Source organism: Pseudomonas frederiksbergensis, assembly GCF_003732705.1.
In the GTDB taxonomy this organism is placed as follows: Bacteria; Pseudomonadota; Gammaproteobacteria; order Pseudomonadales; family Pseudomonadaceae; genus Aquipseudomonas; species Aquipseudomonas frederiksbergensis_F.
The window spans coordinates 486,388-510,391 of sequence record NZ_MOBR01000008.1; the positions used below are offsets into that span (position 1 = coordinate 486,388).

General features: G+C 59.4%; 22 protein-coding genes. 15 read left to right on the plus strand and 7 right to left on the minus strand.

Annotated features, from left to right (window positions below):
- Window positions 1–34: 34 nt before the first annotated feature.
- Window positions 35–361 (plus strand): DOPA 4,5-dioxygenase family protein, encoded by a 327-nt coding sequence (locus tag BK667_RS11365; RefSeq protein ID WP_123515427.1) that lies wholly within the window; start codon window positions 35–37, stop codon window positions 359–361.
- On the opposite strand, the gene BK667_RS11370 is transcribed toward BK667_RS11365, so the two are convergent.
- On the minus strand, window positions 362–763 hold the full coding sequence (locus BK667_RS11370) for a GFA family protein (RefSeq protein ID WP_123597634.1): 402 nt from the start codon (window positions 761–763) through the stop codon (window positions 362–364).
- 395 nt (window positions 764–1,158) lie between these two features.
- Here BK667_RS11370 and BK667_RS11375 point away from each other — a divergent pair, with 395 nt between their 5' ends.
- From BK667_RS11375 to BK667_RS11430, 12 genes are all read left to right on the plus strand, one after another.
- The gene (locus BK667_RS11375; RefSeq protein ID WP_054048056.1) at window positions 1,159–2,466 is read left to right on the plus strand and encodes a CitMHS family transporter; all 1,308 of its coding nucleotides are present in this window, start codon (window positions 1,159–1,161) and stop codon (window positions 2,464–2,466) included.
- Between the two features lie 85 nt (window positions 2,467–2,551).
- Window positions 2,552–3,319, plus strand: coding sequence for a TerC family protein (locus tag BK667_RS11380; RefSeq protein ID WP_123408519.1), 768 nt, complete (start codon window positions 2,552–2,554; stop codon window positions 3,317–3,319).
- A gap of 240 nt (window positions 3,320–3,559) precedes the next feature.
- On the plus strand, window positions 3,560–4,057 hold the full coding sequence (locus tag BK667_RS11385; protein WP_123597635.1) for a PAAR domain-containing protein: 498 nt from the start codon (window positions 3,560–3,562) through the stop codon (window positions 4,055–4,057).
- Window positions 4,058–4,075: 18 nt separating this feature from the next.
- Complete coding sequence (locus BK667_RS11390; RefSeq protein WP_123597636.1) at window positions 4,076–5,233, plus strand: DUF2515 family protein; 1,158 nt, start codon at window positions 4,076–4,078, stop codon at window positions 5,231–5,233.
- Complete coding sequence (locus tag BK667_RS11395; protein ID WP_123597637.1) at window positions 5,233–5,862, plus strand: hypothetical protein; 630 nt, start codon at window positions 5,233–5,235, stop codon at window positions 5,860–5,862. The genes BK667_RS11390 and BK667_RS11395 overlap by 1 nt, the downstream gene beginning before the upstream one ends.
- 272 nt (window positions 5,863–6,134) lie before the next feature.
- A complete protein-coding gene (locus BK667_RS11400) occupies window positions 6,135–7,793 on the plus strand; it encodes a Na/Pi cotransporter family protein (protein ID WP_123515416.1) in 1,659 nt (552 codons plus the stop codon).
- Between the two features lie 165 nt (window positions 7,794–7,958).
- Window positions 7,959–9,335 (plus strand): M16 family metallopeptidase, encoded by a 1,377-nt coding sequence (locus BK667_RS11405; protein WP_123597638.1) that lies wholly within the window; start codon window positions 7,959–7,961, stop codon window positions 9,333–9,335.
- A gap of 133 nt (window positions 9,336–9,468) precedes the next feature.
- Complete coding sequence (locus BK667_RS11410) at window positions 9,469–10,497, plus strand: DUF5924 family protein (RefSeq protein ID WP_123515409.1); 1,029 nt, start codon at window positions 9,469–9,471, stop codon at window positions 10,495–10,497.
- Between the two features lie 54 nt (window positions 10,498–10,551).
- On the plus strand, window positions 10,552–11,700 hold the full coding sequence (locus BK667_RS11415; protein ID WP_123597639.1) for an ABC transporter permease: 1,149 nt from the start codon (window positions 10,552–10,554) through the stop codon (window positions 11,698–11,700).
- Window positions 11,697–12,500, plus strand: coding sequence for an ABC transporter ATP-binding protein (locus tag BK667_RS11420; protein ID WP_123597640.1), 804 nt, complete (start codon window positions 11,697–11,699; stop codon window positions 12,498–12,500). Before BK667_RS11415 ends, BK667_RS11420 begins: the two co-directional genes overlap by 4 nt.
- A gap of 1 nt (window position 12,501) precedes the next feature.
- Complete coding sequence (locus BK667_RS11425) at window positions 12,502–13,440, plus strand: MlaD family protein (protein WP_123515403.1); 939 nt, start codon at window positions 12,502–12,504, stop codon at window positions 13,438–13,440.
- The gene (locus tag BK667_RS11430; RefSeq protein WP_123597641.1) at window positions 13,437–14,063 is read left to right on the plus strand and encodes an ABC-type transport auxiliary lipoprotein family protein; all 627 of its coding nucleotides are present in this window, start codon (window positions 13,437–13,439) and stop codon (window positions 14,061–14,063) included. Before BK667_RS11425 ends, BK667_RS11430 begins: the two co-directional genes overlap by 4 nt.
- Before the next feature lie 137 nt (window positions 14,064–14,200).
- Here the strand turns inward: BK667_RS11430 and BK667_RS11435 are convergent, their stop codons facing one another.
- The 5 genes from BK667_RS11435 to BK667_RS11460 all read right to left on the minus strand — a co-directional run bounded on the left by BK667_RS11435 (window position 14,201) and on the right by BK667_RS11460 (window position 18,735).
- Window positions 14,201–15,430 (minus strand): spore maturation protein, encoded by a 1,230-nt coding sequence (locus BK667_RS11435; RefSeq protein WP_123408510.1) that lies wholly within the window; start codon window positions 15,428–15,430, stop codon window positions 14,201–14,203.
- Between the two features lie 273 nt (window positions 15,431–15,703).
- Entirely contained in the window at window positions 15,704–17,035 is a 1,332-nt protein-coding gene (gltP, locus tag BK667_RS11440; protein ID WP_123408509.1) for a glutamate/aspartate:proton symporter GltP, read from the minus strand.
- Between the two features lie 699 nt (window positions 17,036–17,734).
- Entirely contained in the window at window positions 17,735–18,199 is a 465-nt protein-coding gene (locus BK667_RS11450; protein WP_123513273.1) for an inhibitor of vertebrate lysozyme family protein, read from the minus strand.
- Between the two features lie 2 nt (window positions 18,200–18,201).
- A complete protein-coding gene (locus BK667_RS11455; protein WP_003177151.1) occupies window positions 18,202–18,366 on the minus strand; it encodes a DUF1328 domain-containing protein in 165 nt (54 codons plus the stop codon).
- 81 nt (window positions 18,367–18,447) lie between these two features.
- Window positions 18,448–18,735, minus strand: a complete 288-nt coding sequence (locus tag BK667_RS11460; protein ID WP_123513275.1) for a hypothetical protein — start codon at window positions 18,733–18,735, stop codon at window positions 18,448–18,450.
- 438 nt (window positions 18,736–19,173) lie between these two features.
- On the opposite strand from BK667_RS11460, the gene algB reads away from it, so the two are divergent.
- Both algB and BK667_RS11470 read left to right on the plus strand, forming a co-directional pair.
- Window positions 19,174–20,520, plus strand: a complete 1,347-nt coding sequence (algB, locus tag BK667_RS11465) for a sigma-54-dependent response regulator transcription factor AlgB (protein ID WP_123408506.1) — start codon at window positions 19,174–19,176, stop codon at window positions 20,518–20,520.
- A gap of 10 nt (window positions 20,521–20,530) precedes the next feature.
- Window positions 20,531–22,321: an ATP-binding protein gene (locus tag BK667_RS11470; protein ID WP_123513279.1), complete on the plus strand. Its 1,791-nt coding sequence runs from the start codon at window positions 20,531–20,533 to the stop codon at window positions 22,319–22,321.
- Window positions 22,322–22,328: 7 nt separating this feature from the next.
- Here BK667_RS11470 and BK667_RS11475 read toward each other — a convergent pair whose 3' ends face one another.
- Window positions 22,329–23,942 (minus strand): EAL domain-containing protein, encoded by a 1,614-nt coding sequence (locus BK667_RS11475; RefSeq protein WP_123597642.1) that lies wholly within the window; start codon window positions 23,940–23,942, stop codon window positions 22,329–22,331.
- Between the last annotated feature and the right edge of the window lie 62 nt (window positions 23,943–24,004).

Consider the following 24,004-nt stretch of genomic DNA (forward strand, 5'->3'; position numbering starts at 1 on the left):
GGTGAGGGTTCGACCAGGATTTCGAGAGGTTCAAATGCAGCCAATCACGGGCTACCACGCCCACGTCTATTTCGACGCCAGCACCATCGACCAGGCCCGGGCCTTGTGCGAGCAGGCGGCGCAGCTGTTCCCGCTGAAAATGGGCCGCGTGCACGAACGCCCGGTCGGGCCGCACCCTGACTGGAGCTGCCAACTGGCGTTCGGGCCGGAACTCATCGGCGAGGTGCTGCCGTGGCTGGTGCTCAATCGCAACGGCTTGGTGGTGTTCTTGCACCCTGACACCGGCGATGACCTGCTCGACCACACCGAGCACGCGGTGTGGATGGGCGCGATCCGGCCGTTGAACCTGTCTATTTTCTGATCAGATTGTTTCCTCGGCTTCACTGGGCAGATGTTCGTCCAGATGCAGCCAGGGCAAGCGGCTGTCGGTCCAGATGTGCCGGTCGGCCGGGGCGTTTTCAGGATGATCGAGGGTGGCGATGGTCAGGTCGATGCTCTCGGGGCTGAGCTGCGTGATCAGGGCAACCTGCGCCCCGCAGGTCGGGCAGAAATATCGCGCGCAGTGTTCAGAAGAGTCGTACCGCGCGGGTGTCCCGCCCTTCCATTCAAACGTTGCGGCGGGCACGGTGATCCAGGTAGTCACGATTCCGCCACTGACTCGCCGGCAAATCGAGCAATGGCAGTGGGCGATGTCGTGCAGCGGCCCGCTGAATTGATAGCGCAGATGTCCGCAATGGCAGCCGCCGGTATGGATGTCGCCCATGGTGTTCACTCCTCATCATTGTTCACCGCTTCGCGAGCAGGCTCGCTCCCACATTGGAATGCGTACCCCTGTGGGAGCGAGCCTGCTCGCGAATGCTTCAACTCGCTTACCTTCCGTCCGACGACCGGTCGTACACCCGGTCAATGCTTTCACCAGCGAAAGCTTGATGAAAGCTTTCCCCATTAGGATCGCCCCACTACCGGCAACAGACCGGTTGGCCAATGCCTGTGTTTTATCGCTCGCACGGCCCAATTAACAACAACAATGGTGATTCTGATGTCCTCTGCTACCCGCCGCTTTGCTGCAACTCCGCCCGTACGCCTCGTGCTTCCCGTTCTGCGCTGACCCCACCCGGTTCGCCCATTCCCTAGCCGCGCTACGCCTGGAGTATTCCCATGCTGACTTTCCTTGGCTTTGCCATGGTCATCACGTTCATGTTCCTGATCATGACCAAGCGCCTGTCCGCGCTGATTGCCCTGATCATCATTCCAATCATCTTTGCCCTGTTCGGCGGTTTTGCGCCGAAGATCGGCCCGATGATGCTCGAAGGCATCACCAAGCTTGCGCCGACCGGCGTGATGCTGATGTTCGCCATTCTGTACTTCGCCCTGATGATCGACTCCGGCCTGTTTGACCCGGCCGTGCGCAAGATCCTTAAACTGGTCAAGGGCGACCCGTTGAAAGTTTCGGTCGGTACCGCCGTTCTGGCGCTCGTTGTTTCCCTCGATGGTGACGGCGCGACCACTTATATGATCTGCGTGGCCGCCATGCTGCCGCTCTACAGCCGCATCGGCATGAGCCCGCGAATCATGGCTGGCCTGATCATCCTCGCCGGTGGCGTGATGAACATGACACCGTGGGGCGGCCCGACCGCTCGTGCGGCGAGTGCGCTGCATGTGGACCCGTCCGACATCTTCGTACCGATGATCCCGGCGATGCTGGCCGGTGTGGTGGCGATCCTGGCGATTGCCTACTTCTACGGTAAACGCGAGCGTGCGCGTCTGGGTGAATTGCACCTGGCCGGCGACGAAGTGGACCACAGCGAAATCAGCGTTTCCCAGTTCCCGGATGCCCGTCGTCCGAAGCTGATCTGGTTCAACGGCGCGTTGACCATCGCCCTGATGTGCACCCTGATCGCCGGCCTGTTGCCGCTGCCGGTGCTGTTCATGGTGGCGTTCAGTATTGCGATGATCGTCAACTACCCGTGCCTGCAACAGCAGAAAGACCGCGTTGCTGCCCACGCCGGTAGCGTGCTGGCGGTGGTCGGTTTGATCTTCGCGGCCGGTATCTTCACCGGTATCCTGTCGGGCACCGGCATGGTCGATGCCATGTCGAAAAGCTTGCTGGCGGTGATTCCGGACTTCCTCGGCCCGTACCTGGCGGTGATCACGGCGCTGGTGAGCATGCCGTTCACCTTCTTCATGTCCAACGACGCATTTTATTACGGCGTGTTACCAGTACTTGCCGAAGCCGCCAGTCACTACGGTATAACCGCGGTAGAAATGGCGCGTGCCTCGATCGTCGGTCAGCCCGTCCACTTGCTGAGCCCGCTGGTTCCATCGACTTACCTGTTGGTGGCCCTGGCCGGTATCGAATTTGGTGATCACCAGCGCTTTACCCTCAAATGGGCAGTACTGGTGTGCATGTGCATACTGGTTGCAGCGTTGCTGATGGGGATCTTTCCGGTATTCAGCACTCTATAAGCCCAAGACTCACCATGACGGGTCCAGGCTTTGCGGTTTGAAGCCCGGGCCCTTCGTGGTTTAACACTCGCTCAAAGGAATACACATGGAATGGCTGACCAACCCTGAAATCTGGGTTGCCTTCTTCACCCTGACTGCCCTGGAGATCGTCCTGGGCATCGATAACATCATCATGATCTCGATCCTGGTCAGCCGCATGCCTAAGCACATGCAACAGCGGACCCGGATTTTCGGCCTGGCCCTGGCCATGGTCACGCGGATCCTGTTGCTGCTGTCGATCACCTGGGTCATGCGCCTCACTGCCGACCTGTTCGAAGTGTTCGGCCAGGGGATTTCCGGGCGTGACCTGATTTTGTTCTTCGGTGGTCTGTTCCTGCTGTGGAAGAGTTCGCAAGAGATGTACCACGCACTGGAAGGCGAAGACGAAACCAGCGAGGAGCCGGGCGGCAAGGGTGGCAACTTCCTCTACACGATCATTCAGATCGCGATCATCGACATCGTGTTCTCGCTGGACTCGGTGATCACCGCCGTCGGCATGGTCTCCCACGTACCGGTCATGGTCGCGGCGATTATCGTGGCCGTGCTGGTGATGATGTGGGCTTCGGGCACCATCAGCGAATTCATCGACAAGCACCCGTCGCTGAAAATGCTGGCGCTGTCGTTCCTGTTGATCGTCGGTACCGTGCTGATTGCCGAATCCTTCGACGTGCACGTGCCAAAAGGCTACGTCTACTTCGCCATGGCGTTCTCGCTGGCGGTGGAAGCGATCAACATCAAGATGCGCACCGCGATTGCGAAAAAGAAAAAACAGCAAGACCCGGTGAAACTGCGCAAGGACATTCCGGGTCAATAACCCGAATGCCGCAGCTCTGCTAACCCTGTGGGAGCGGGCTTGCTCGCGAAGGCGGTGTGTCAGTCGATTTCAATATCGGCTGACACACCGCCTTCGCGAGCAAGCTCGCTCCCACATTTTTTTGCACTATCCAAAACGCCAAACTCCCCCGATGCTCTGCAATAGCGTCCAAAGGTTGACCTGTCGGGCTTCGATGGTTAGCGTCTCCCTCGCACCAAACGACAACGCCAAGGAATGCACATGTCTGGAAAACCCGCCGCACGCGTCACGGACCCGACCACCTGCCCGCTTCCGGGACATGGCACCAACCCCATTGCCAGCGGTTCGCCCGACGTTTTCTTCAACAGTCTTGCAGCGGCTCGTGTCAGCGACAAATGCACGTGCGGCCAAGCCCTCAGTGGCGGTTTCTCTTCAACGGTGTTCATTAACGGCCTGAATGCCACCACCGTTAATAGCACCGCCAGTCATGGCGGCGTTGTGGTCGGTGGTTCCGGCAACGTCATCATCGGCGACAGTCACACCGCTGCGCCGTTTATCCCGCCCCTGCCGATCATTGGCCAGCCATTGGTGGAGTTCAAAGCCGTCAGCGCCGGCAACAGCGAACCCATTGCCGAGCAGGGCTATGAAATCGAAACCGCCGAAGGCCGCATCGTCAAAGGTCAGACCAACGCCCAGGGTATGACCCAAAGCGTCGCCACCCTGCAGCCCGACCTTGCCGTCGTCCGCTGGACTGTCTGAGCCTCAAGGAAGAAAGAAATGACCGGACAATGCATTGCCCCCGACGACCTGGACATGAAAAAACTCTGGGACAGCACCTGCGAATTGCCCACCTGCAAACGCGAAACCACCACCGGCGGCCCCAACCCGAAAACTCGCGTCGAAGTGCCGCTACTGACTTGTAACTGCCTGTGGCGCAGGTTCCAGAAAGAAGCCGAAGACTGGGTGGCGCCGGGCGGCGTACTGATCGCCGACCCACAGGCGCGCAATCGCAAGATCAACGCGGCGTATGCGCAATTGTGGCTGGCGGACAACCGGTTTCAGTGGGCGGGGTTGGCCGCGTTTGCATCGAAGCAAGTGGGGTGTGGGTTGATCCACGCCACCAAATTGCAAACGGCTGTTGCGGCGCAAAAGGCTGCGCAGGAGAAATTGCGAACTGCCAAATCGGAAACCCTTTTTGAAGGGTTTGGGTTCAAGTTCAGCAAGACTGACCCTGAAGTGGAAAAGGAATTGGAAAGAGCCCGAGCCGCCAATCCACTGCCCACCGAAGACATTACCTTGGGCGATAACCCTCGATCGGTAGTCCAACAACAACTGGATTATGTGTACGAAATGTTGGCATTGGGGAACACCTCGTTGTTCCTGGATGTTTATCCGCTGCACCGGTTTTTTATGGTGCGCGGTTACAAGGAAATGGAGATGTGCCTGAAAAGTCGACGAGGCATTGTGAAAGATGTGATGTGGCCGATTGCTGGGAAAGTGGAGTTTGGCGCAGATACCCCTGAGATCTATGCAACCTTCAAAGCCATTGACGACGGTGACATCAAGGGTAGCGTTGAGCGGATGGCGACACACGAGCAAGTCAATATTCTGCAACCTGCCATGTACGATGAAACCCATTTCGCTACGCTGATGCGGGGCACTCATGGGGGCGATGTCATCTCGGTAGTGACGGGTTTACTGCCAGGGGCGGCAGAAGAAATCCAGCTGACGCTCGCTAGCCAATGCAAAGCTCCAGACAATAGGAAAGTGGCTTTCGGTAGTAATCCGCTTGCCAACCTGGCCGACAAGAATCAGAGAATGGAGTTTGTCTTACGCGCCGCCACTCAATTTGACGCATTGCTCAAAGAACCGGCTTCCCGAGCAAAGTTGAAGCAATCCATTACCGACATTGCGAACGGCGGAGGCATCAACTGATGTTCAAGCGAAATAGCTATGGTGCTGTTGTCGTTTTGTTGGTTGCCGCCGCTTTGGCGTTTTATTTCGGTCGCGGCCCGGAACACATTGCTATCCACATCGGCAAGAGTTTCGACACGGTGGCGAGCGACTCGACCTTTCCAGTAAAGGACGAAACCGCCATTTATCCGAGTGATCCACCTCACCCAAGCTCCACCTGGATCAGCACGCCGGTCGTTATTACCTTTGATGACAAACAACATGGCTTCACCTTGCCAGCCACCCAGTTTGGCGCGATTGGATGGTCCGAATTCAAGGCGATCACGCTGACTACATCGCCAATGATGGAAACCGTGCCATTCGAACAAGCTGTAAAGCTCCTTGATGAGCTACAGCAGATGTTTAAAAAGGCCGGGTGGGCTCCAGAGTCTGTGCAAGGCAATGATTGGCTCAAGATAGAAACCGAAGAAGACAAAGTGCGGCTTCAGGCCAAGCTCTTCGAACAACTGGACGGAGTCATCCTCTTGATTCCGCACAAGTACAGCTTGATCCTGCACATCAAATGCTACGTCCGCTGCGATGAGCGAAATCCCGAGACAGCGAAATATCTGATCGACGTGGGGTTGGGCGAGGACCATTTCAGCGATTGAACTCTGGGTGGCTCAACATTGACATTGAATTTCGGGCCGCCTTCGCGAGCAGGCTCGCTTCCACAAGGTGTACGGTGAATTTCTGTCCTTGAACTCCTATTTCATATCTGCATCAAGCTGTTTTTATGACAGTTTTGTTTCAATCACTTCTTTAGCTATGCGATGCTGGCGCCCAGACCGTTAGCCAACTACAGCTTAAGTACAGAACGTAGAACGTCGCGCGGCACCGTCAACTTGTCCCTTTGGGACGCTACCACCACAGGGGGCCCAGCATGCTGACCCTGCTCAATTTGCTATCCGCCGTGACCTTGCTGATCTGGGGCACGCACATCGTCCGAACCGGCATCCTGCGGGTCTACGGTTCCAACCTGCGCCATGTGATTGGCCAGAACATGTCCAAGCGTGGGCTGGCATTTATCGCCGGCATTGTCGTGACCGCCATGGTCCAGAGCAGCAACGCCACCGCGATGCTCGTTACCTCGTTCGTCGGTCAGGGCCTGATGGCGCTGACCCCGGCCCTGGCCACCATGCTTGGGGCCGACGTCGGTACTGCGTTGATGGCGCGAGTGCTGACGTTCGACCTGTCGTGGCTGTCGCCGCTGCTGATTTTCCTCGGGGTGATTTTCTTCCTGTCGCGCAAACAGACCCGCGTCGGACAAATGGGCCGGGTCGCCATCGGCCTGGGGCTGATCATCCTCGCGCTGCAACTGATCGTCGAAGCCGCCGCCCCGATCACCCACGCCCAAGGGGTGAAGGTGATCTTCGCCTCCCTGACCGGCGACATCCTGCTCGATGCCCTGATTGGCGCGCTGTTCGCAATGATTTCCTACTCCAGCCTGGCCGCTGTCCTGCTGACCGCGACCCTGGCCGGCGCCGGCGTGATCAGTCTGCCAGTGGCCATCGGTCTGGTGATCGGCGCCAACATCGGCAGCGGTGTGCTCGCCTTCATGAGCACCAGCATGCAGAACGCCGCCGGCCGTCAGGTGGCGCTGGGCAGCCTGTTGTACAAACTGATTGGTCTGCTGCTGATCATCCCGGTGCTCGACCCGTTGGTGCACTGGATCGACAGCCTGGACTTCAGCTCGCAGGAAATGGTCATCGGCTTTCACCTGCTCTACAACACCGCACGCTGCCTGATCCTGTTGCCGAGCGTCGGGCCAATGGCGAAGCTTTGCGCCTGGCTGCTGCCAGAGCGCCCGGAACTCAATGGCATGGCCAAACCCCGGCACCTCGACGCCACCGCGCTGGTCACCCCGAGCCTGGCGCTGGCCAACGCCGCCCGGGAAACCCTGCGCATCGGCGACCTCATCGACAACATGCTCGAAGCCATGCTCGATGTGCTACACGGCAAACAAACTGCCGTGACCCAGGAAATGCGCCGCCACACCGATGACGTCGAGGCGCTCTACAGCGCCATCAAGCTCTATCTGGCGCAGATGCCCAGGGAAGACCTCAGCGATCAGGACAGTCGGCGCTGGGCGGAAATCATCGAACTGGCGATCAACCTCAAATTGGCCAGCGACCTGATCGAACGCATGCTGCGCAAGGTTCAGCAGCAGAAGACTTCACAGCGCCGGTCCTTTTCCGAGGTGGGCCTGGAAGAGTTGGCGGGGCTGCACAGTCAGTTGATCTCCAATTTGCGCCTGGGGTTGTCGGTGTTCCTCAGCAGCGATCCGGAAAGCGCGCGTCAGTTGCTACGCGAGAAACGTCGCTTTCGCGCACAGGAACGCCGCTTGGCCCATGCCCATGTCAGCCGATTGCAACGTAAGATCGTGCAAAGTATCGAAACCAGTTCGTTGCACCTTGAACTGATTGCCGACATGAAACGCTTGAATTCGCTGTTCTGTAGCAGCGCCTACGCGGTCTTGGAAACGGCCGACACCGGAGCGCTGGCGGCTGACGATTTGGCTGACATCACACATTCGCCTTGAACGTCTGGCGGTGTGGTCAGTCAGTTACAGTGGTTCAGCCATTCAGGCCATTCGCGAGCAGGCTCGCTCCCACAGGGGAATGTATTTCAATGTGGGAGCGAGCCTGCTTGCGAAGACGGCCTGACTGACGACACGGATCTCCAATCAGCCGTATGGAAGCTCGTTATGCGTTGCCTGTTGTTCGCCTGTCTGTTGCTCGGTTCATTCCCGTCGTTCGCCCTGGACCGTTTCCAGGTCGAAGGCTATGCCCTGCCCAACGGGCTGCAATTGCTGCTCAAGCCCGGCACCGATCGCGGGCATGTGGCGATTCGCCTGGTGGTTGGCGTCGGCATTGATGACTTCAAATGCGGCGACAAAGAGCTGCCACACCTGCTCGAACACTTGCTGTTCAGCGGCATCGACGCCAGCGGCGAAGGTGGTCTGGAGGAGCGCATGCAGGCGCTGGGCGGTGAATGGAACGCCTACACCAGCAACGCCGACACCACATTCGTCATCGAAGCCCCGGCGAAAAACCAGCGTAAGGTCCTCGACCTGCTGCTGGCATTGCTGACCCAGACCAAATTCGACGACAACGCGATCAACGCTGCCAAGCAAGTGGTCGAGCGCGAAGATGGCGGTCACTACTCACACTTGCAGCGCTGGATGGATCGTCAGGACCTTGGCCACACGGCCAGCAATCAGCTCGCCGTGGAACTGGGCCTTAAATGCCCTGAGCGTGCCGAGGTCGGTCACCTGACCCGCGAGCAACTGGAGACGGTGCGCAAGGCCTGGTACGCACCGAACAACATGACCCTGATCGTGGTCGGCGACCTCGACAAGTTGCTGCCGGCCTATCTGGAACGGGCTTATGGCGCGCTTGAAGCGGTCGATCCCACCGATCATCTGCCGCTGCCGGACATCAACGCCAGCGCCGCCCATGAGCGCAGCTTGATTCACGGGTTTGTCGGTGGCGGTGCGAAATTGCACTGGCTGGTCCCGGAACCGGTGCTGGAAGACATCCCCGATCAAACCTTCGACTTGCTCAAGGATTATCTGGACTGGGCGTTGTATCGGCAGATGCGTCTGGCCCATGGCTTGTCCTATGGCCCCTGGGCTGAGCGCGAGCTGTTCGGCAGTGTCGGTTTCATGAGCCTGAACGCCGACCTTGAGCGCGAAAACGTGGCCGAAGCCGAGCAAGTGCTGGAGGACATGAAGGCCGAGTTGCTCAAGAACGGCCTCGATACCGAGACCTTTGATCGCCTCAAACAAGCCGCCATCGCCCGCCAGTCCTGGGCCGTGCAAGGCAACAGCGCGCTGGCCGATTACTACTGGAGCGCGCTCGGCGACTACGAGGACGGCCGCTTCACCGACCCGGCCAAGGAACTGCAGGGCGTGACACTGGAAGAAGCGAACAAAGCGATGCGCGAGTTGCTGCTGCAGCCGGGGTATTTGCGGATTGAGAAGCCGTTGATCAGTGATGATCAGTTGTTGTGGGCGATTGCCGGGGTATTGGGTTTGGTGGTGTTGGGTTTGATGGCGTGGCGCTTCCATCGCAAACGTTAGAAACCCCCTCGCCACAGTTGTTCATCATCGCCTGTGGTTTTGTGTTCGACCAAAGTAACCGTCACCCTCGCCACACCGACGCCTCGGCGTTACCCTGTCGAGGATTTTTCCTATGACTAGTGTGAACCGCCGAATGCCTAACCTGCCCCTCATCATCCAGCGCATCCTCGAATTGATGAAGCGCTATCCTGGGGTCATTGCGCTTGGTGGTTTTATCTCTGGCGTGGGCAGCTTCATGCTGGTGGATCGCCAACAGGGCCTGGCGACCTGGATCACCACCATCATGCTGGTCAGTTGGGTCTGGCTGATGCTGGAAAACAGCCTCACGCAGCTGTTCACCCGCGTGTTCAAGCGGGAAATTCCCCAGCCGCTGCTGCGCTACGCGACGCAGATGATCCATCAGGAAAGCCTGTTTTTCGTCCTGCCGTTTTTCTTCATCACCACCACTTGGAACAGTGGCCAACTGTTCTTCACCGGGTTGCTGAGCATCGCGGCGCTGATCTCCATCACCGATCCGCTCTACTACAAATGGCTGGCGCCACGGCGCTGGGCGTTCCTGGCGTTGCACACCCTGACGCTGTTCGCCGCCCTGCTCACCGCCCTGCCCGTCATCCTGCACCTGACCACGTCCCAGAGTTTCAAACTGGCCCTGGGCATCGCCATGCTGTTGTCGTTTCCGAGCCTGGCGTCGATCTTCCCGATTCGCACCGTGCGCAACGCCCTGGCGATCCTGAGCATCACGCTCGGCATCGGCGCTCTTGGCTGGGTGCTGCGTTCGTGGGTGCCGCCGGCAACGTTGTGGATGACTGACGTCGCCATCAGTACCGAAATGCAGGATCGCACCCCCGGCGACAGCCTGGACGAAGTCAGCGCCGAGCAGATTCGTGGCGGCGGGCTCTACGCCTACACCGCGATCAACGCCCCGCGTGGTCTGGATGAGCGGATTTATCACGTGTGGCAGTTCAACGGTAACGAGGTCGACCGCATCCCGCTGGATATTCACGGCGGGCGCAAGGAAGGCTACCGGGCCTGGACCCACAAGCAGAACTTCCCGGGCAATCCGGCAGGCAAATGGCAGGTCCGCGTGTTGACCGAAGATGGCCAGGTGATCGGCGTGCTGCGCTTCGTGGTCAAGGACAGCACACCGACCAAAGAAAAGTAATGCGGTTCGTGCTATTACGTAGCTCTGCGTAACAACCGAACAAGCACGGAGCTTATGACCAGCAGCACAATGGCCGGCAATGCCCAGTTGGACACGTCGCACACCCCTGCTCAATTGCGGGTCACGGGTGACTGGACGCTTGCCCACTACGCTGACCTCAAGCGCCTGGGCGACAAGCTGCGCGGCCTGTACGACGACAGCACCCACATCGATCTCAACGGCCTCGGCGCCCTCGACACTGCCGGTGCATCGTTGCTGGTGGAGTTGCTGGGTTCAGAGCGCCTGGGCCGTTCGGCCGAACACCCCGAATGCACCCTCTCCAACGCCGATCGCGCGTTGCTGCAAACCGTCTACTGCTCGTTGGCTGATTTCTGTGTACCGCTCAAGGGGCCGGAAGTCGGCGTCGGCATTCAACTGTTGACCCGCATCGGTCGCGCCGTTGATGCAGTCTGGCAAGACACCCTGCAACTGCTGGGCTTTGTCGGGTTGATCCTCGAAACCATCGCCCGCAATTTGTTTCGTCCCAAGCGCTGGCGCATCACGCCGATGGTCGCGCACATCGAACAGACCGGCCTCGACGCCGCGCCCATCGTTGCCCTGCTGACCTTTCTCGTGGGTGCCGTGGTGGCGTTTCTCGGGGCGACCGTATTGGCCAGCTTCGGCGCGAGTATTTTCACCGTGGACCTGGTGGCGTTTTCGTTCCTGCGTGAGTTCGGCGTGTTGCTGACTGCGATCCTGATGGCCGGACGCACCGCCAGTGCATTCACTGCGCAGATCGGCTCGATGAAGGCCAACGAAGAAATTGACGCGATCCGCACCCTTGGCCTCGACCCGATGGAATTGCTGGTGGTCCCACGGGTGTTGGCGCTGTTGGTGGCGCTGCCGATGCTGACCTTTCTGGCGATGATTTCCGGGATTGTCGGTGGCGGTGTGGTTTGCGCAGTGTCGCTGGGCATTTCGCCGGCGATGTTCCTGTCGCTGCTGCAAACCGACATTGGCGTTCAGCATTTTCTGGTGGGGATCGTCAAAGCGCCGATCTTCGCGTTCCTGATTGCGGCCATCGGTTGCCTGGAAGGCTTCAAGGTCAGCGGCAGCGCCGAATCCGTCGGCGCCCACACCACGTCCAGCGTGGTCCAGTCGATTTTCGTGGTGATCGTGCTCGACGCCGTGGCCGCGTTGTTTTTCATGGAGATCGGCTGGTGAGTCGACAACCGCGAGCGCCTTCCGAGGCGGTGATCGAAGTCCGTGGGCTGTGCAATCGCTTTGGCAGCCAGAGCGTCCACGAAAACCTCGACCTGGATTTGTACAAGGGCGAAATCCTGGCGGTGGTCGGTGGCTCCGGCAGCGGCAAGTCGGTGTTGCTGCGCAGCATCGTCGGCTTGTGCCAACCCAGCGAAGGCGTGGTGAAAGTCTTCGGCAAGAACCTGCCGACGCTCTCCGAACACGAGCGTTCGATGGTCGAACGACGCTTCGGTGTGCTGTTCCAGAAAGGCGCGCTGTTCTCTTCGCTGACCGTGACCGAAAACGTCGCCCTGCCCCTGATCGAACACGCCGGCCTCAGCCGCGCCGACGCCGAGCACCTGGCGGCGGTGAAACTGGCATTGGCCGGGCTGCCGTTATCGGCGGCGGACAAATACCCCGCGTCCCTCTCCGGCGGCATGATCAAACGTGCCGCTCTGGCCCGGGCGTTGGCGCTGGACCCGGACATCCTGTTTCTCGACGAACCCACCGCCGGCCTCGACCCGATTGGCGCCGCGGCGTTCGATCAACTGATCCTGACCCTGCGCGATGCCTTGGGCCTGAGCGTTTTCCTGGTGACCCACGACCTCGACACGCTCTACACCATCACCGACCGGGTGGCGGTGTTGGCACAGAAGAAAGTGCTGGTGGCGGACGCCATCGACAAGGTGTCGGAAACCGACGATCCGTGGATTCACGAATACTTCCATGGCCCTCGCGGCCGCGCGGCGCTGACCGCCGCTCAACAGTTAAACGAGGTCTGACATGGAAACCCGAGCCCATCATGTACTGATCGGCCTGTTCACCGTGATTGTGGTGGCGGGCGCCCTGCTCTTCGGCTTGTGGCTGGCCAAGTCCAGCGTCGACACCGAGTTCAAGGACTACGAAATCGTCTTCAACGAGGCGGTCAGCGGTTTGTCCAAGGGCAGCGCCGTGCAGTACAGCGGGATCAAGGTCGGTGACGTGGTGTCCCTGCGCCTGGACCCGAAGGACCCGCGCCGGGTGCTGGCGCGGATTCGCCTCGGTGGCGAGACGCCGATCAAGGAAGACACCCAGGCCAAACTGGCGCTGACCGGGATCACTGGCACTTCGATCATCCAGCTCAGCGGCGGCACGCCGCAAAGTCCCAAGCTGCGCGGCAAGGACGGTGAGTTGCCGACGATCATCGCCGCGCCCTCGCCTATCGCCCGGCTGCTGAATGACAGCAACGACTTGATGGCTGGCGTGAGTACGCTGATGCACAACGCTAACCTGATGTTTTCGGCGGAAAACATCGAGCGCATCAGCAACACCCTCGAACACCTGGAGCAAACCACCGGCACCATCGCCGAACAACGGGGTGATATTCGCCAGGCCATGCAACAACTGGCGTCGATCGGCAAACAGGCCAGCGCCACCCTCGAGCAAACCACCGCGCTGATGCGCAACGCCAACGGCTTGCTCAACGATCAGGGCAAGCAGATGTTCGGCAGCGCCGGCCAAGCCATGAAGTCGCTGGAACAGACCACTGCGACCATCGACAAACTGCTGACCACCAACCAGGATTCCCTCAACAGTGGCATGCAGGGCCTCAATGGCCTGGCCCCGGCGGTGCGTGAACTGCGCGATACGCTGAGTTCGCTGCGGGCGATTTCCCAGCGACTGGAAGCCAACCCCAGCGGTTACCTGCTGGGCAGCGACAAGAACAAGGAATTCACGCCATGAAGCTGACTCACCTCGCCCTCCTCGCCGGTTTTGCCCTGGTCAGCGCGTGCTCGATCCTGCCCAAGGCCGAGCCGTCCGATGTTTATCGGTTACCCTCGACACAGAGTGCTTCTGCGGCCAGTCATGGCACGCCGCAACATTGGTCGCTGCGCCTGGCCAAACCCCAGGCCAGCGAGGCGTTGAACAGCCCGAAAATCGCGGTCATTCCTCAGGGTGACTTGATCAGCAGCTACAAGGCATCGCGCTGGAGCGATCCGGCGCCGGTGCTGCTGCGTAATCGATTGCTGGATGGGTTCCAGCGCGATGGGCGGGTGTCGTTGTTGAGCACCGATGACAGTAACTTCCAGGCGGATCTGGAACTGGGCGGCAACCTGCAAGCGTTCCAGACCGAGTACCAAGGCCCGAACGCCAGCGTGGTCGTGCGCCTGGATGCGTTGCTGGTGCGCGGTTATGACCAGCGAATCCTCGCCAGCCGCCGCTTTGAAGTACGCCAGCCGTTGAGCGATGTGAAGGTGCCGGCGGTGGTTGTCGGGTTTGGCCAGGCGAGCGATCAGTTGACGGCGCAGGTGGTGGCTTGGGCGGTGGAGCAAGGGCAGAAAGTCGCGCCGCCACTGCGACCTTAAAGCCAAATTTGGACCCGTGTGGGAGCGAGCCTGCTCGCGAATGCGGTGTATCAGTCCACATCAATGCTGAATGACACACCGCATTCGCGAGCAGGCTCGCTCCCACAGGGTTTTTACTTCACAGGAGGTTCTCTGGTTTAACCGAAGAACCAGTAGCAAACCCCAATCGCACCCAGCACCCCGGCCAGTTCCGCCAGCAACGCACATCCCACCGCATGCCGCGCGCGCTGAATCCCTACCGCACCGAAGTACACCGCCAGTACATAGAACGTGGTTTCAGTACTGCCCTGAATCGTCGCCGCCACCAGCGCCGGGAAGCTGTCGACCCCGGAGGTCTTCATGGTTTCGATCAGCATCGCCCGGGCGGCGCTGCCGGAGAACGGCTTGACCATTGCGGTCGGCAGCGCATCGACGAAGCGTGTGTCCCAACCGGCCCACTCCACCAGATGCCGAATTCCGTCCAGACCGAAGTCCAACGCCCCGGACGCCCGCAGTACGCCGACCGCACACAGCATCGCCACCAGGTACGGCAACAGATTCTTGGCGACATCGAAGCCTTCTTTGGCGCCTTCGACAAATGCTTCGTAGACCTTCACCTTACGCAACGCGCCAATGATCAGGAACAGCATGATCAGGCCGAACAGCGTCAGGTTGCCGAGGATCGAAGACAGGCCCGCCAGCGCGGTGGCTGAGAGCGTCGCCAGCAGCGCCATGAAGCCACCCAGTGCCAAGGCGCCGGGAATCAGATACGCAAGCACCACCGGGTCCCACAGGCGCAGGCGTTGCATGAATGCCACGGACAACAGGCCAACGATGGTCGAGCAACTGGTGGCGAGCAGGATCGGCAGGAACACCAGCGTCGGGTCGGGCGCGCCTTGCTGGGCGCGGTACATGAAGATCGTCACCGGCAGCAGGGTCAGGGACGAGGCGTTGAGCACCAGGAACAGGATCTGCGCGTTGCTGGCCACCGTGGCGCTGGGGTTGAGCTCTTGCAGCGCCTTCATGGCTTTAAGGCCGATGGGCGTGGCGGCGTTGTCGAGGCCCAGGCCGTTGGCCGCAAAGTTGAGGGTGATCAGGCCGATGGCCGGGTGACCGGGCGGCACTTCCGGCATCAGGCGCAGGAACAGCGGGCCCAGCGCCTTGGCCAGCCAATCGACGATCCCGGCCTTCTCGGCGATCCGCAGAAAGCCCAGCCACAGGGTCAGGGTGCCGAACAGCAGGACCATGACCTCCACCGACAACTTGGCCATGGCGAAGATACTTTCCACCATCGCCGCGAAGATCCCGGCGTTGCCGCCGATCAGCCACTGCGCCAGCGCCGACACGGCTGCCACGATGAAGAAGCCAAGCCACAGGCCATTGAGCATCAGTTAAATCCCCCGAAGAATGCGGCGAATGATAGCGGGGTCGCCAGAAACGACAAACCCCGGATTTCTCCGGGGTTTGGTTTGACGAGCACAGAGGGCACCTGCGCCCTGTAGGAGCGAGCGGTGCGACGATTCGACTTGCCCGCGAAGGCGGCGTGTCAGTCAACACAGATGTTGAATGTACCGGCCTCTTCGCGGGCAAGCCTCGCTCCTACAGACATCCAGGCGCCGCGGTCTATCAGGTAGACCGCGTCATCGTTGATCGCGGTGTAATCAGCTCTTGGAGATTTCACCCGCCGGCAATTTTTCCTTGCTGCGCCAGTGCGGCAGGGAGTTCCAGTAGCGCTCGCCCTTGGCGTCGTCGTACATGCCTTCCCAGCGGGAGATAACCAGCACGGCCAAGGCATTGCCGATCACGTTCAATGCGGTACGGGCCATGTCCATGATGCGGTCGACACCGGCAATGAACGCCAGGCCTTCCAGCGGAATCCCCACACTGCCCAGGGTGGCCAGCAGCACCACGAAGGACACACCCGGTACGCCGGCGATGCCTTTGGAGGTGACCATCAGCGTCAGCACCAGCAGCAATTGCTGGCTGATCGACAGGTCGATGCCGTAGAGCTGGGCGATGAAGATCGCCGCGATGCTCTGGTACAGGGTCGAACCGTCGAGGTTGAACGAGTAACCGGTCGGCACCACGAAGCTGCAAATGGCTTTCGGTGCGCCGTAGGCTTCCATTTTCTCGATCACGCGCGGCAGCACGGTTTCGGAACTGGCGGTGGAGTAAGCCAGCACCAGCTCATCCTTGAAGATGCGCATCAGCTTGATCACCGAGAAGCCGAACAGCTTGGCGATCAGGCCCAGCACCACGAAGGCGAAGAAGGCGATGGCGAAGTAAACCAGCACCACCAGTTTGGCCAGCGGCAGCAGCGAGGCGAAACCGAAGTTGGCCACCGTCACCGCGATCAGGGCGAACACGCCGATCGGGGCGTAGTTCATGATCATGTGGGTGACTTTGAACATGCTCTCGGACACGCCCTGGAACATCTTCACCAGCGGCTCGCGCAGGTCCGATTGCAGGCTCGACAGACCGAGACCGAACAACACGGAGAAGAAGATGATCGGCAGCATTTCGCCGCGAGCCATGGCCGCGAAGATGTTCGACGGGATCAGGTTGAGGATGGTTTCGATGAACGCGTGTTCATGCTGAACCTCGGCGGCCGTCGCCTGGTACTTGGAAATATCCACCGTACCCAGGGTGCTCATGTCGATGCCGGTGCCCGGATGGACCACGTTCGCCAGCACCAGACCGACCAGAATGGCGATGGTGGTCACGACTTCGAAGTAAAGGATGGTTTTGAGGCCGATGCGCCCGAGCTTCTTCGCGTCACCGACGCCAGCGATACCCACCACCAGCGAAGAGATCACGATCGGGATCACGATCATCTTGATCAGACGGATAAAGATATCGCCCGCAGGTTGCAGGACGTTGCTGATCCACCAGGCTTTTTCGGCACTGAAATGGTTGAGCAGCGCACCGATTGCAATCCCCAATACCAGACCGATGAGGATCTGCCAGGCGAGGCTAAGCTTTGCCTTCTTCATATCATTACCCTTACTTCAGTTTGACTCGGGCAGATGCGCGAACTGGAACGCTCAGTGGCGGAAAAGTTTGTGCATCTGCCCCCGTATAAGGTGCCCGCAAGCGCGTATTGACGGCTCTTCGGCAGGCGAAAAAAGGCGCAACTATTCCGATGCAAGGAAGCGACGTCTAATGCCGTAAACGCCTACCCTATGCCGAATCGGCATGAGCTTTTTCAAATGAAACTGGCGTCCCAACCGGTTCGAATACGACATTTCGGCAGGCATAAGTGCCGTGAACCGGCCATTTCAGAGCAGATTGGTTATTTTTTAAACAGTTGAATTCATAGCAAAACTTGGGAAAAAGCCTACGTTTGATGGCGAAAACTCTTACGTCGAAAGTCGGAGGTTTCTCGATATACGGTCGTGAAGAAACACCGCGAAACGGTTTTGCGGGAAATATGCAGCAGAAGGGAATGAGCGAAGTGCTCTAGATCAACGTTTTGCACGTTGAAGCTCTTCGCAAGTCCGTCGCGCCACTCGGGGCCGGCGAACTTGCGTCGCAGCTTTATACCTGACCCGGCCCTTGCGCAAGCACTCCATGTGCCCGTAGGTCACTCCGACCCTGAAACAGTCAGAACGTCCCGACCCCTTGGTCATGCGCCTGCCTTCCTCGGGTGGCGCAGTGGAGAGAAGCAAGGCTGCTCCTCTTTTGTTTCAAACTCAGTACCAGTTCGGATCTTTTTTCAGCGTTTCCTTTAACAGATTTTGCATGCCTTCATCAGGCTTCCCGAGGAAGCGGTAATCGGCATGGCGCGTCGGTGACTTGTCGGCGGGCAGACCCGCTGGCACTTGCACCCACATCGCATACGCATCTTTCTTGTCGAGACTGAATGCAACGATCAAGCGATTGCTCAGGCAGGTGTCCTGTTTTTCACACAACGGCCCGACCAGATATCCATCGCCATCTTCAGTAACGGCATTCATTTGGTCAGAGGTACCGGTCAGGTTCATCACCCATTCCGGCAGACGCTCTTCCTTCTTGACGACCTTTGTCCATGTTTCACGGTACTGCGGGTCAGAGCTCAGCAGCTCGTTGACCCGCGCCTGGCCGTCATTGGCCGCTATCGCCATGGCACTACCGCCCAGAAGCAGGGCGGCTGCCAGTGTCTTAAACAAAACGCTCATATTCAGCCTCGACCGCGACGGCCAAAGAAGAACGATGCAATGAACATCACCAGGAACACGACAAACAGAATCTTGGCGATACCCGTGGCGGTGCCCGCGATACCACCGAAGCCCAGTACGGCGGCGATGATGGCAATGATCAAGAATGTAATTGCCCAGCTCAACATGGTGATTCTCCTTACGCTTTTATTTAAAGGTATGTCTGGTGGTGCTTTTCCCGGCACATCGATCGCGCCAAGTTCGTTTCTTTAGAACACCCAACGTTCCTGACGGGGCATCTGATCCACAGGCTGGGCCTGGTCGACGTCCATCATTCGCATCGGTGCGCTGTCAGCCAGGTTGCTGCTGACGGCGCTGAAGTGAGTTTGGGTGGCATGTTGAATCGACAGGCGTGGCGCCTCTGGCTGCTGGCTCTGCTCCCAGCGGGCAAATTGCTGACCGCCGATCAACGTGATCGAAAGGGCGAGCATGGCGAACAAGCCCTGCTGGATATGCAGTGGCGAGATACGCAATTGGGCGGCACGTTGGCGATTCATCCTGAAGCTCCTCCACCTGGGTGGTTATCTGGTTGAGGGCGTTCATCCATAAATGCCCTTCGTTAACCAGATCATTGCAGTCCGCATGCCAGCTTTTGTATAGAAAAATATTCAATAAAATCAATTAGTTATGAATGTGATGAAAAGGGTTTCGCGCGCATCCTGCACGATGGGCCCCTGACAGTCGTGCGTAATGCACGAAAGATTCATCGGAACTTTCAAATTTTTTGAATTGCGAGGAGGGCGCGGATGTCAGACGTTCACGTAGGCAATCGCCGAAATGTTCGGATTTTTATAAAAAACCAACGAAATCAGCCAATTAACGAGAATGGCAGGAGATAACTACACTGCCGGGGCTGGAATGGATCAGAATCAACCATGCAACTTGCCCGATTTTCTCGGGACTAACCAAAATCATTCAGTAAGGAGCGTAGGAAAATGGAATCAGCCACTGAGCATCAAGGCCGCATTCTGCTGGTAGACGACGAGTCCGCCATCCTTCGTACCTTCCGTTATTGCCTCGAAGACGAAGGTTATACCGTCGCCACCGCCAACAGCGCCGCCCAGGCTGATGCGCTGTTGCAGCGTCAGGTTTTTGATCTGTGCTTCCTGGATTTGCGCCTGGGTGAGGACAATGGCCTCGATGTACTGGCGCAGATGCGCATTCAGGCGCCATGGATGCGCGTGGTCATTGTCACCGCGCATTCCGCCGTGGATACCGCCGTCGATGCGATTCAGGCCGGCGCCGCCGACTATCTGGTGAAACCCTGCAGCCCGGATCAATTGCGCCTGGCCACCGCCAAGCAACTGGAAGTGCGCCAACTCTCGGCGCGCCTGGAAGCCCTCGAAGGCGAAGTGCGCAAAACCAAGGATGGCCTGGACTCCCACAGCCCGGCGATGAAGGTGGTGCTCGAAACGGCCCGCCAGGTGGCCGGCACCGACGCCAATATCCTGATTCTCGGTGAGTCCGGGACTGGTAAAGGTGAGCTGGCCCGGGCCATTCACGGCTGGAGCAAGCGCGAGAAGAAATCCTGCGTCACCATCAACTGCCCATCCCTGACCGCCGAATTGATGGAAAGCGAACTGTTCGGCCACAGCCGCGGCGCGTTCACCGGTGCCAGTGAAAGCACCTTGGGTCGGGTCAATCAGGCTGATGGCGGGACACTGTTTCTCGACGAGATCGGCGACTTTCCACTGACGTTGCAACCCAAGTTGCTGCGTTTTATCCAGGACAAGGAATACGAGCGGGTCGGCGACCCGGTCACCCGTCGCGCCGATGTGCGTATTCTCGCGGCCACCAACCTCAATCTTGAAGACATGGTCCGTGACGGTCGTTTCCGGGAAGACCTGCTCTATCGCCTGAACGTCATCACCCTGCATTTGCCTCCATTGCGCGAACGCAGCGAAGACATCCTGACTTTGGCAGATCGCTTCCTGGCCCGTTTCGTCAAGGAATATGCGCGTCCGGCCCGTGGCTTCAGCGATGAGGCCCGGGAAGCGCTGCTCAGCTATCGATGGCCGGGCAACATTCGGGAGCTGCGTAACGTGGTGGAGCGGGCGAGCATTATTTGTCCGCAGGAGCGCGTCGAGATCAGTCACCTGGGCATGGCCGAACAACCGGCCAATAACTCGCCACGAGTGGGCGCCGCACTGAGTCTGGATGAGTTGGAAAAAGCCCACATCGGTGCGGTGCTGGCCACCGCCGGGACCCTGGATCAGGCGGCGAAAACCCTGGGCATCGATGCTTCGACCCTGTATCGCAAACGCAAGCAGTACAACCTGTGAGCGATATCCGATGAAACTGGCGATGAAGTTGCGGACCCGGCTGTTCCTGAGTATTTCCGCACTCATCACCGTCGCGCTGCTCGGGCTATTGCTGGGGCTGATCAGCGTGATGCAGATGGCCGGCAGTCAGGAAGCGCTGGTGCGCAACAATTTCGTCACCCTGGACCTGGGCCTGAAGCTGCGCCAGACGTTGGGTGATCAACTGATCATCATGCTCAGCGAGAAACCGGATCCCGCGGCATTCGAGGCCTCCAAGCAACATTACTTTCAGCTGCTCGACGAGGGCATCGCTCATGAACAATTGGGCGATGGTGCCCTCTACGGTTTCAATCAAGCGAAGACGGATTACCTGAGTTTTCTCCAGACTTACAGTGAGTCCCGCGACCCGACCCATGTGTTGAGTGGCAATGAAGCGCTCACGGAAAAATTCAATGTGCTGCGCAATGGTTTGATCGCTGAACACAAGCGCGCGCTGGACCACATCAACGATACCCAGCGCAGGGCCCGTGACCGGGCGCTGCTGATCGCCGGCCTGCTCGGGTTGGTGGGGCTGGCGGTCCTGATCATCGGCTTCATCACCGCCCATGCGATTGCCCGGCGTTTCGGCGCGCCGATCGAGGCGCTGGCCCAGGCGGCGGACAACATCGGCCAGGGCAATTTCGAAGTGACCCTGCCGATTTCCTCGGCCGAGGAAATGAACCAGCTGACCAAGCGCTTCGGGATCATGGCCGAGGCCCTGCGTGAGCACCAGGCGACCAATGTCGATGAGCTGTTGGCCGGGCAGCAACGCTTGCAGGCGGTGCTCGACAGCATCGATGACGGTTTGCTGATGATCGACCGCGAAGGCCATCTGGAACACCTCAACCCGGTCGCGCAGCGGCAATTGGGCTGGGACACCGACCGTCTCGGCCAGGGGTTGGGTTCGGCGCTCGAACGTCCCGAACTGGATGCACAACTGCAATTGGTCTTGCGTGGCGGCACCCTGGAGCGCGCGCCGGAAGACTTGGCCATCGAAGTCGATGGCGAATCGCGGTTGTTGACCTACAGCCTGACCCCGGTCAGCCATACCCAAGGGCATATCCTCGGTGCGGTGATGGTGTTGCATGACGTCACGGAGCAGCGGGCGTTCGAGCGGGTGCGCAGTGAGTTCGTCTTGCGTGCCTCGCATGAATTGCGTACGCCGGTCACCGGGATGCACATGGCGTTCGGCCTGTTTCGCGAGCGCGCGAAATTTCCCCAGGATTCCCGTGAAGCGGACTTGCTGGACACCGTGAACGAGGAAATGCAGCGCTTGATGCAACTGATCAACGACCTGCTGAACTTCTCCCGCTACCAGAACGGCTTGCAGAAACTGACGCTGGGGCCGTGCTCCATCGAAGACCTGCTGGAGCAGGCACAAGGTCGATTTGCGGGGGAGGCCGCGCAGAAAGGCATCGAGTTGCTGGTGGAAGTGCAAGGGCCACTGCCGCGATTGCAGGCGGACCAGGCGCAACTGGATCGAGTGCTCGACAACCTGATCGACAATGCCTTGCGTCATACCGCCGCGGACGGGCAGATCCGTTTACAGGCCCGGCGTCACGGCGAGCGCGTGATTATCAGCGTCGAGGACAACGGCGAAGGCATTGCCTATGGCCAGCAAGGGCGGATTTTCGAGCCGTTCGTGCAGGTGGGCCGCAAAAAGGGCGGCGCCGGACTTGGCTTGGCGTTATGCAAGGAAATCGTGCAGCTGCACGGCGGGCGGATGGGGGTTTATTCGCGGCCGGGGCAGGGCACTCAGTTCTATATGGCGCTGGCGGTATAAGGCGTTTTTACGCTTCGTCATCCATGCGCCGGCCGGCCAGTCGTCGGCCGCGGGTGATCAGTTCGATGAACTGTACCGCGCTCAGTGCGTGGGCGAATAACCAGCCCTGACCGAACTTCACGCCTTCGCTGCTCAGGAACGCCGCTTGCGCTTCATGTTCGATGCCTTCGGCGATCACCTTGAGCTGCAGAGCCTGGGCCATATGAATGATGTGCGGGGCCACGCCACTGCTGGCGGCGTCATGGCCCAGGGCATCGATAAAGGCCTTGTCGATTTTCAGGCAATCCACCGGCAGGGTTTGCAGGTAGGCCAGGCTGCAATAGCCGGTGCCGAAGTCGTCGATCAGCACCTGATGCCCGACATCGCGCAACGACTGCAGGTTTTCCCGGGCCACCACCACGTCGACCAATCCGCGTTCGGTCACCTCGAAGGCAATCTGTTTGGCCGCGACCCGGTGCAAGGTCAGCAGCCGCGCCATCACCTGGCCGATACGCGGCACCATCACATCGCAAGCCGCCAGATTGACCGAGATGTACAACTGCGGATTGGCCCGTAACAGTTGCCCCAACTGTTCAAGCAGGCGCTGCAAGACAAAGTCGGTCATCTGGCGAATCTGGCCGGTGTTCTCCGCCATCGGAATAAACAGATCGGGGCTGGTGAGCGTGCCGTCCGGTCTTCGCCAGCGCAGCAGGGCTTCCGCACCGACGCAGTTGCGACTGTCGAGGTCGAAGATCGGTTGATACAACACCTGCAACTCGCCGCGGCGTATCGCACCTTGCAGTTCGGCATCCAGCGATTGCCGCTGGCGCACCAGCAGGAACACCAGGATGCCTACGATAATGCCCAGCGCAATGCTCGCCGGCAGCAGCCACCACCAGACCGCCGGTACATGCATGGCGGTACGCGGGGTGATCAGCACCAACTGGTACTCCGGGTTGTTGGTGGGCATGCGGTAAATCAAACGACTTTGGGTTACCTGCAGCGAATCACTGCTGGTCGGTGACCAGGGTTCCGTGGGGGGCCAGGCCTGGTCGACACCCAATACCGGAATCGCCCGCTTGCCATGGTCGAGAACCACCAGCAGGCTGCTGCCCGGTGAGAGATCGACCATGTCAGTCAAATGCCCGCGAGAAGTGGCCACGCGGAAATTGCCCCGACTGAGCATCAGCGCGGCGCGGTTTTCATCGGGTTCGGTGGTGGTGTTCAGCCAGTAACTGTAGGTGGGGCCCCTGAGGTCCGCTGGTCGTATCATCGCCAACCCTTCCTGGCGAGGACGATTGGAGCAGATTCGGTTCCCATCCATAAAAGCGGCTTCGTAGACGAAGCGGTAGCTGAAACTGATCTGCTGCAAGGTGGCGATCATTTCGTCGTTGCAACTTCGCAGCGGTTGGGCCTCCAGGTCATCGAGGCTTTCGCGCAGTTGCCCGAACATTTGCTCAAGGCGGGCGAGGAAGCGTTCGCCTTGGGCGTTCATTTCCTGGCTTTCGTTTTGCTCGACCTGATGCATCGCCATAAACAGACTGCCGGCCATCAACAGGGTTGCGCTTAAGGCAGCAGCCAGCATCGCCAAAAACCAGGGGCGATAGAACCAACTACGCAACCTCTCTCGAGCAGCAGCCATATGGGAACATCCGAAGATTACCAATGAGTTATAGCTGCTGATTGAGAAAAAGCGCGGACCGT

Coding starts and splice junctions, on each gene's coding strand:
- BK667_RS11365 (WP_123515427.1), top strand. CDS start 35: ATGCAGCCAATCACGGGCTACCACGCCCACGTCTATTTCGACGCCAGC.
- BK667_RS11370 (WP_123597634.1), bottom strand. CDS start 763: ATGGGCGACATCCATACCGGCGGCTGCCATTGCGGACATCTGCGCTAT.
- BK667_RS11375 (WP_054048056.1), top strand. CDS start 1,159: ATGCTGACTTTCCTTGGCTTTGCCATGGTCATCACGTTCATGTTCCTG.
- BK667_RS11380 (WP_123408519.1), top strand. CDS start 2,552: ATGGAATGGCTGACCAACCCTGAAATCTGGGTTGCCTTCTTCACCCTG.
- BK667_RS11385 (WP_123597635.1), top strand. CDS start 3,560: ATGTCTGGAAAACCCGCCGCACGCGTCACGGACCCGACCACCTGCCCG.
- BK667_RS11390 (WP_123597636.1), top strand. CDS start 4,076: ATGACCGGACAATGCATTGCCCCCGACGACCTGGACATGAAAAAACTC.
- BK667_RS11395 (WP_123597637.1), top strand. CDS start 5,233: ATGTTCAAGCGAAATAGCTATGGTGCTGTTGTCGTTTTGTTGGTTGCC.
- BK667_RS11400 (WP_123515416.1), top strand. CDS start 6,135: ATGCTGACCCTGCTCAATTTGCTATCCGCCGTGACCTTGCTGATCTGG.
- BK667_RS11405 (WP_123597638.1), top strand. CDS start 7,959: ATGCGTTGCCTGTTGTTCGCCTGTCTGTTGCTCGGTTCATTCCCGTCG.
- BK667_RS11410 (WP_123515409.1), top strand. CDS start 9,469: ATGCCTAACCTGCCCCTCATCATCCAGCGCATCCTCGAATTGATGAAG.
- BK667_RS11415 (WP_123597639.1), top strand. CDS start 10,552: ATGACCAGCAGCACAATGGCCGGCAATGCCCAGTTGGACACGTCGCAC.
- BK667_RS11425 (WP_123515403.1), top strand. CDS start 12,502: ATGGAAACCCGAGCCCATCATGTACTGATCGGCCTGTTCACCGTGATT.
- BK667_RS11430 (WP_123597641.1), top strand. CDS start 13,437: ATGAAGCTGACTCACCTCGCCCTCCTCGCCGGTTTTGCCCTGGTCAGC.
- BK667_RS11435 (WP_123408510.1), bottom strand. CDS start 15,430: ATGCTCAATGGCCTGTGGCTTGGCTTCTTCATCGTGGCAGCCGTGTCG.
- gltP (WP_123408509.1), bottom strand. CDS start 17,035: ATGAAGAAGGCAAAGCTTAGCCTCGCCTGGCAGATCCTCATCGGTCTG.
- BK667_RS11450 (WP_123513273.1), bottom strand. CDS start 18,199: ATGAGCGTTTTGTTTAAGACACTGGCAGCCGCCCTGCTTCTGGGCGGT.
- BK667_RS11455 (WP_003177151.1), bottom strand. CDS start 18,366: ATGTTGAGCTGGGCAATTACATTCTTGATCATTGCCATCATCGCCGCC.
- BK667_RS11460 (WP_123513275.1), bottom strand. CDS start 18,735: ATGAATCGCCAACGTGCCGCCCAATTGCGTATCTCGCCACTGCATATC.
- algB (WP_123408506.1), top strand. CDS start 19,174: ATGGAATCAGCCACTGAGCATCAAGGCCGCATTCTGCTGGTAGACGAC.
- BK667_RS11470 (WP_123513279.1), top strand. CDS start 20,531: ATGAAACTGGCGATGAAGTTGCGGACCCGGCTGTTCCTGAGTATTTCC.
- BK667_RS11475 (WP_123597642.1), bottom strand. CDS start 23,942: ATGGCTGCTGCTCGAGAGAGGTTGCGTAGTTGGTTCTATCGCCCCTGG.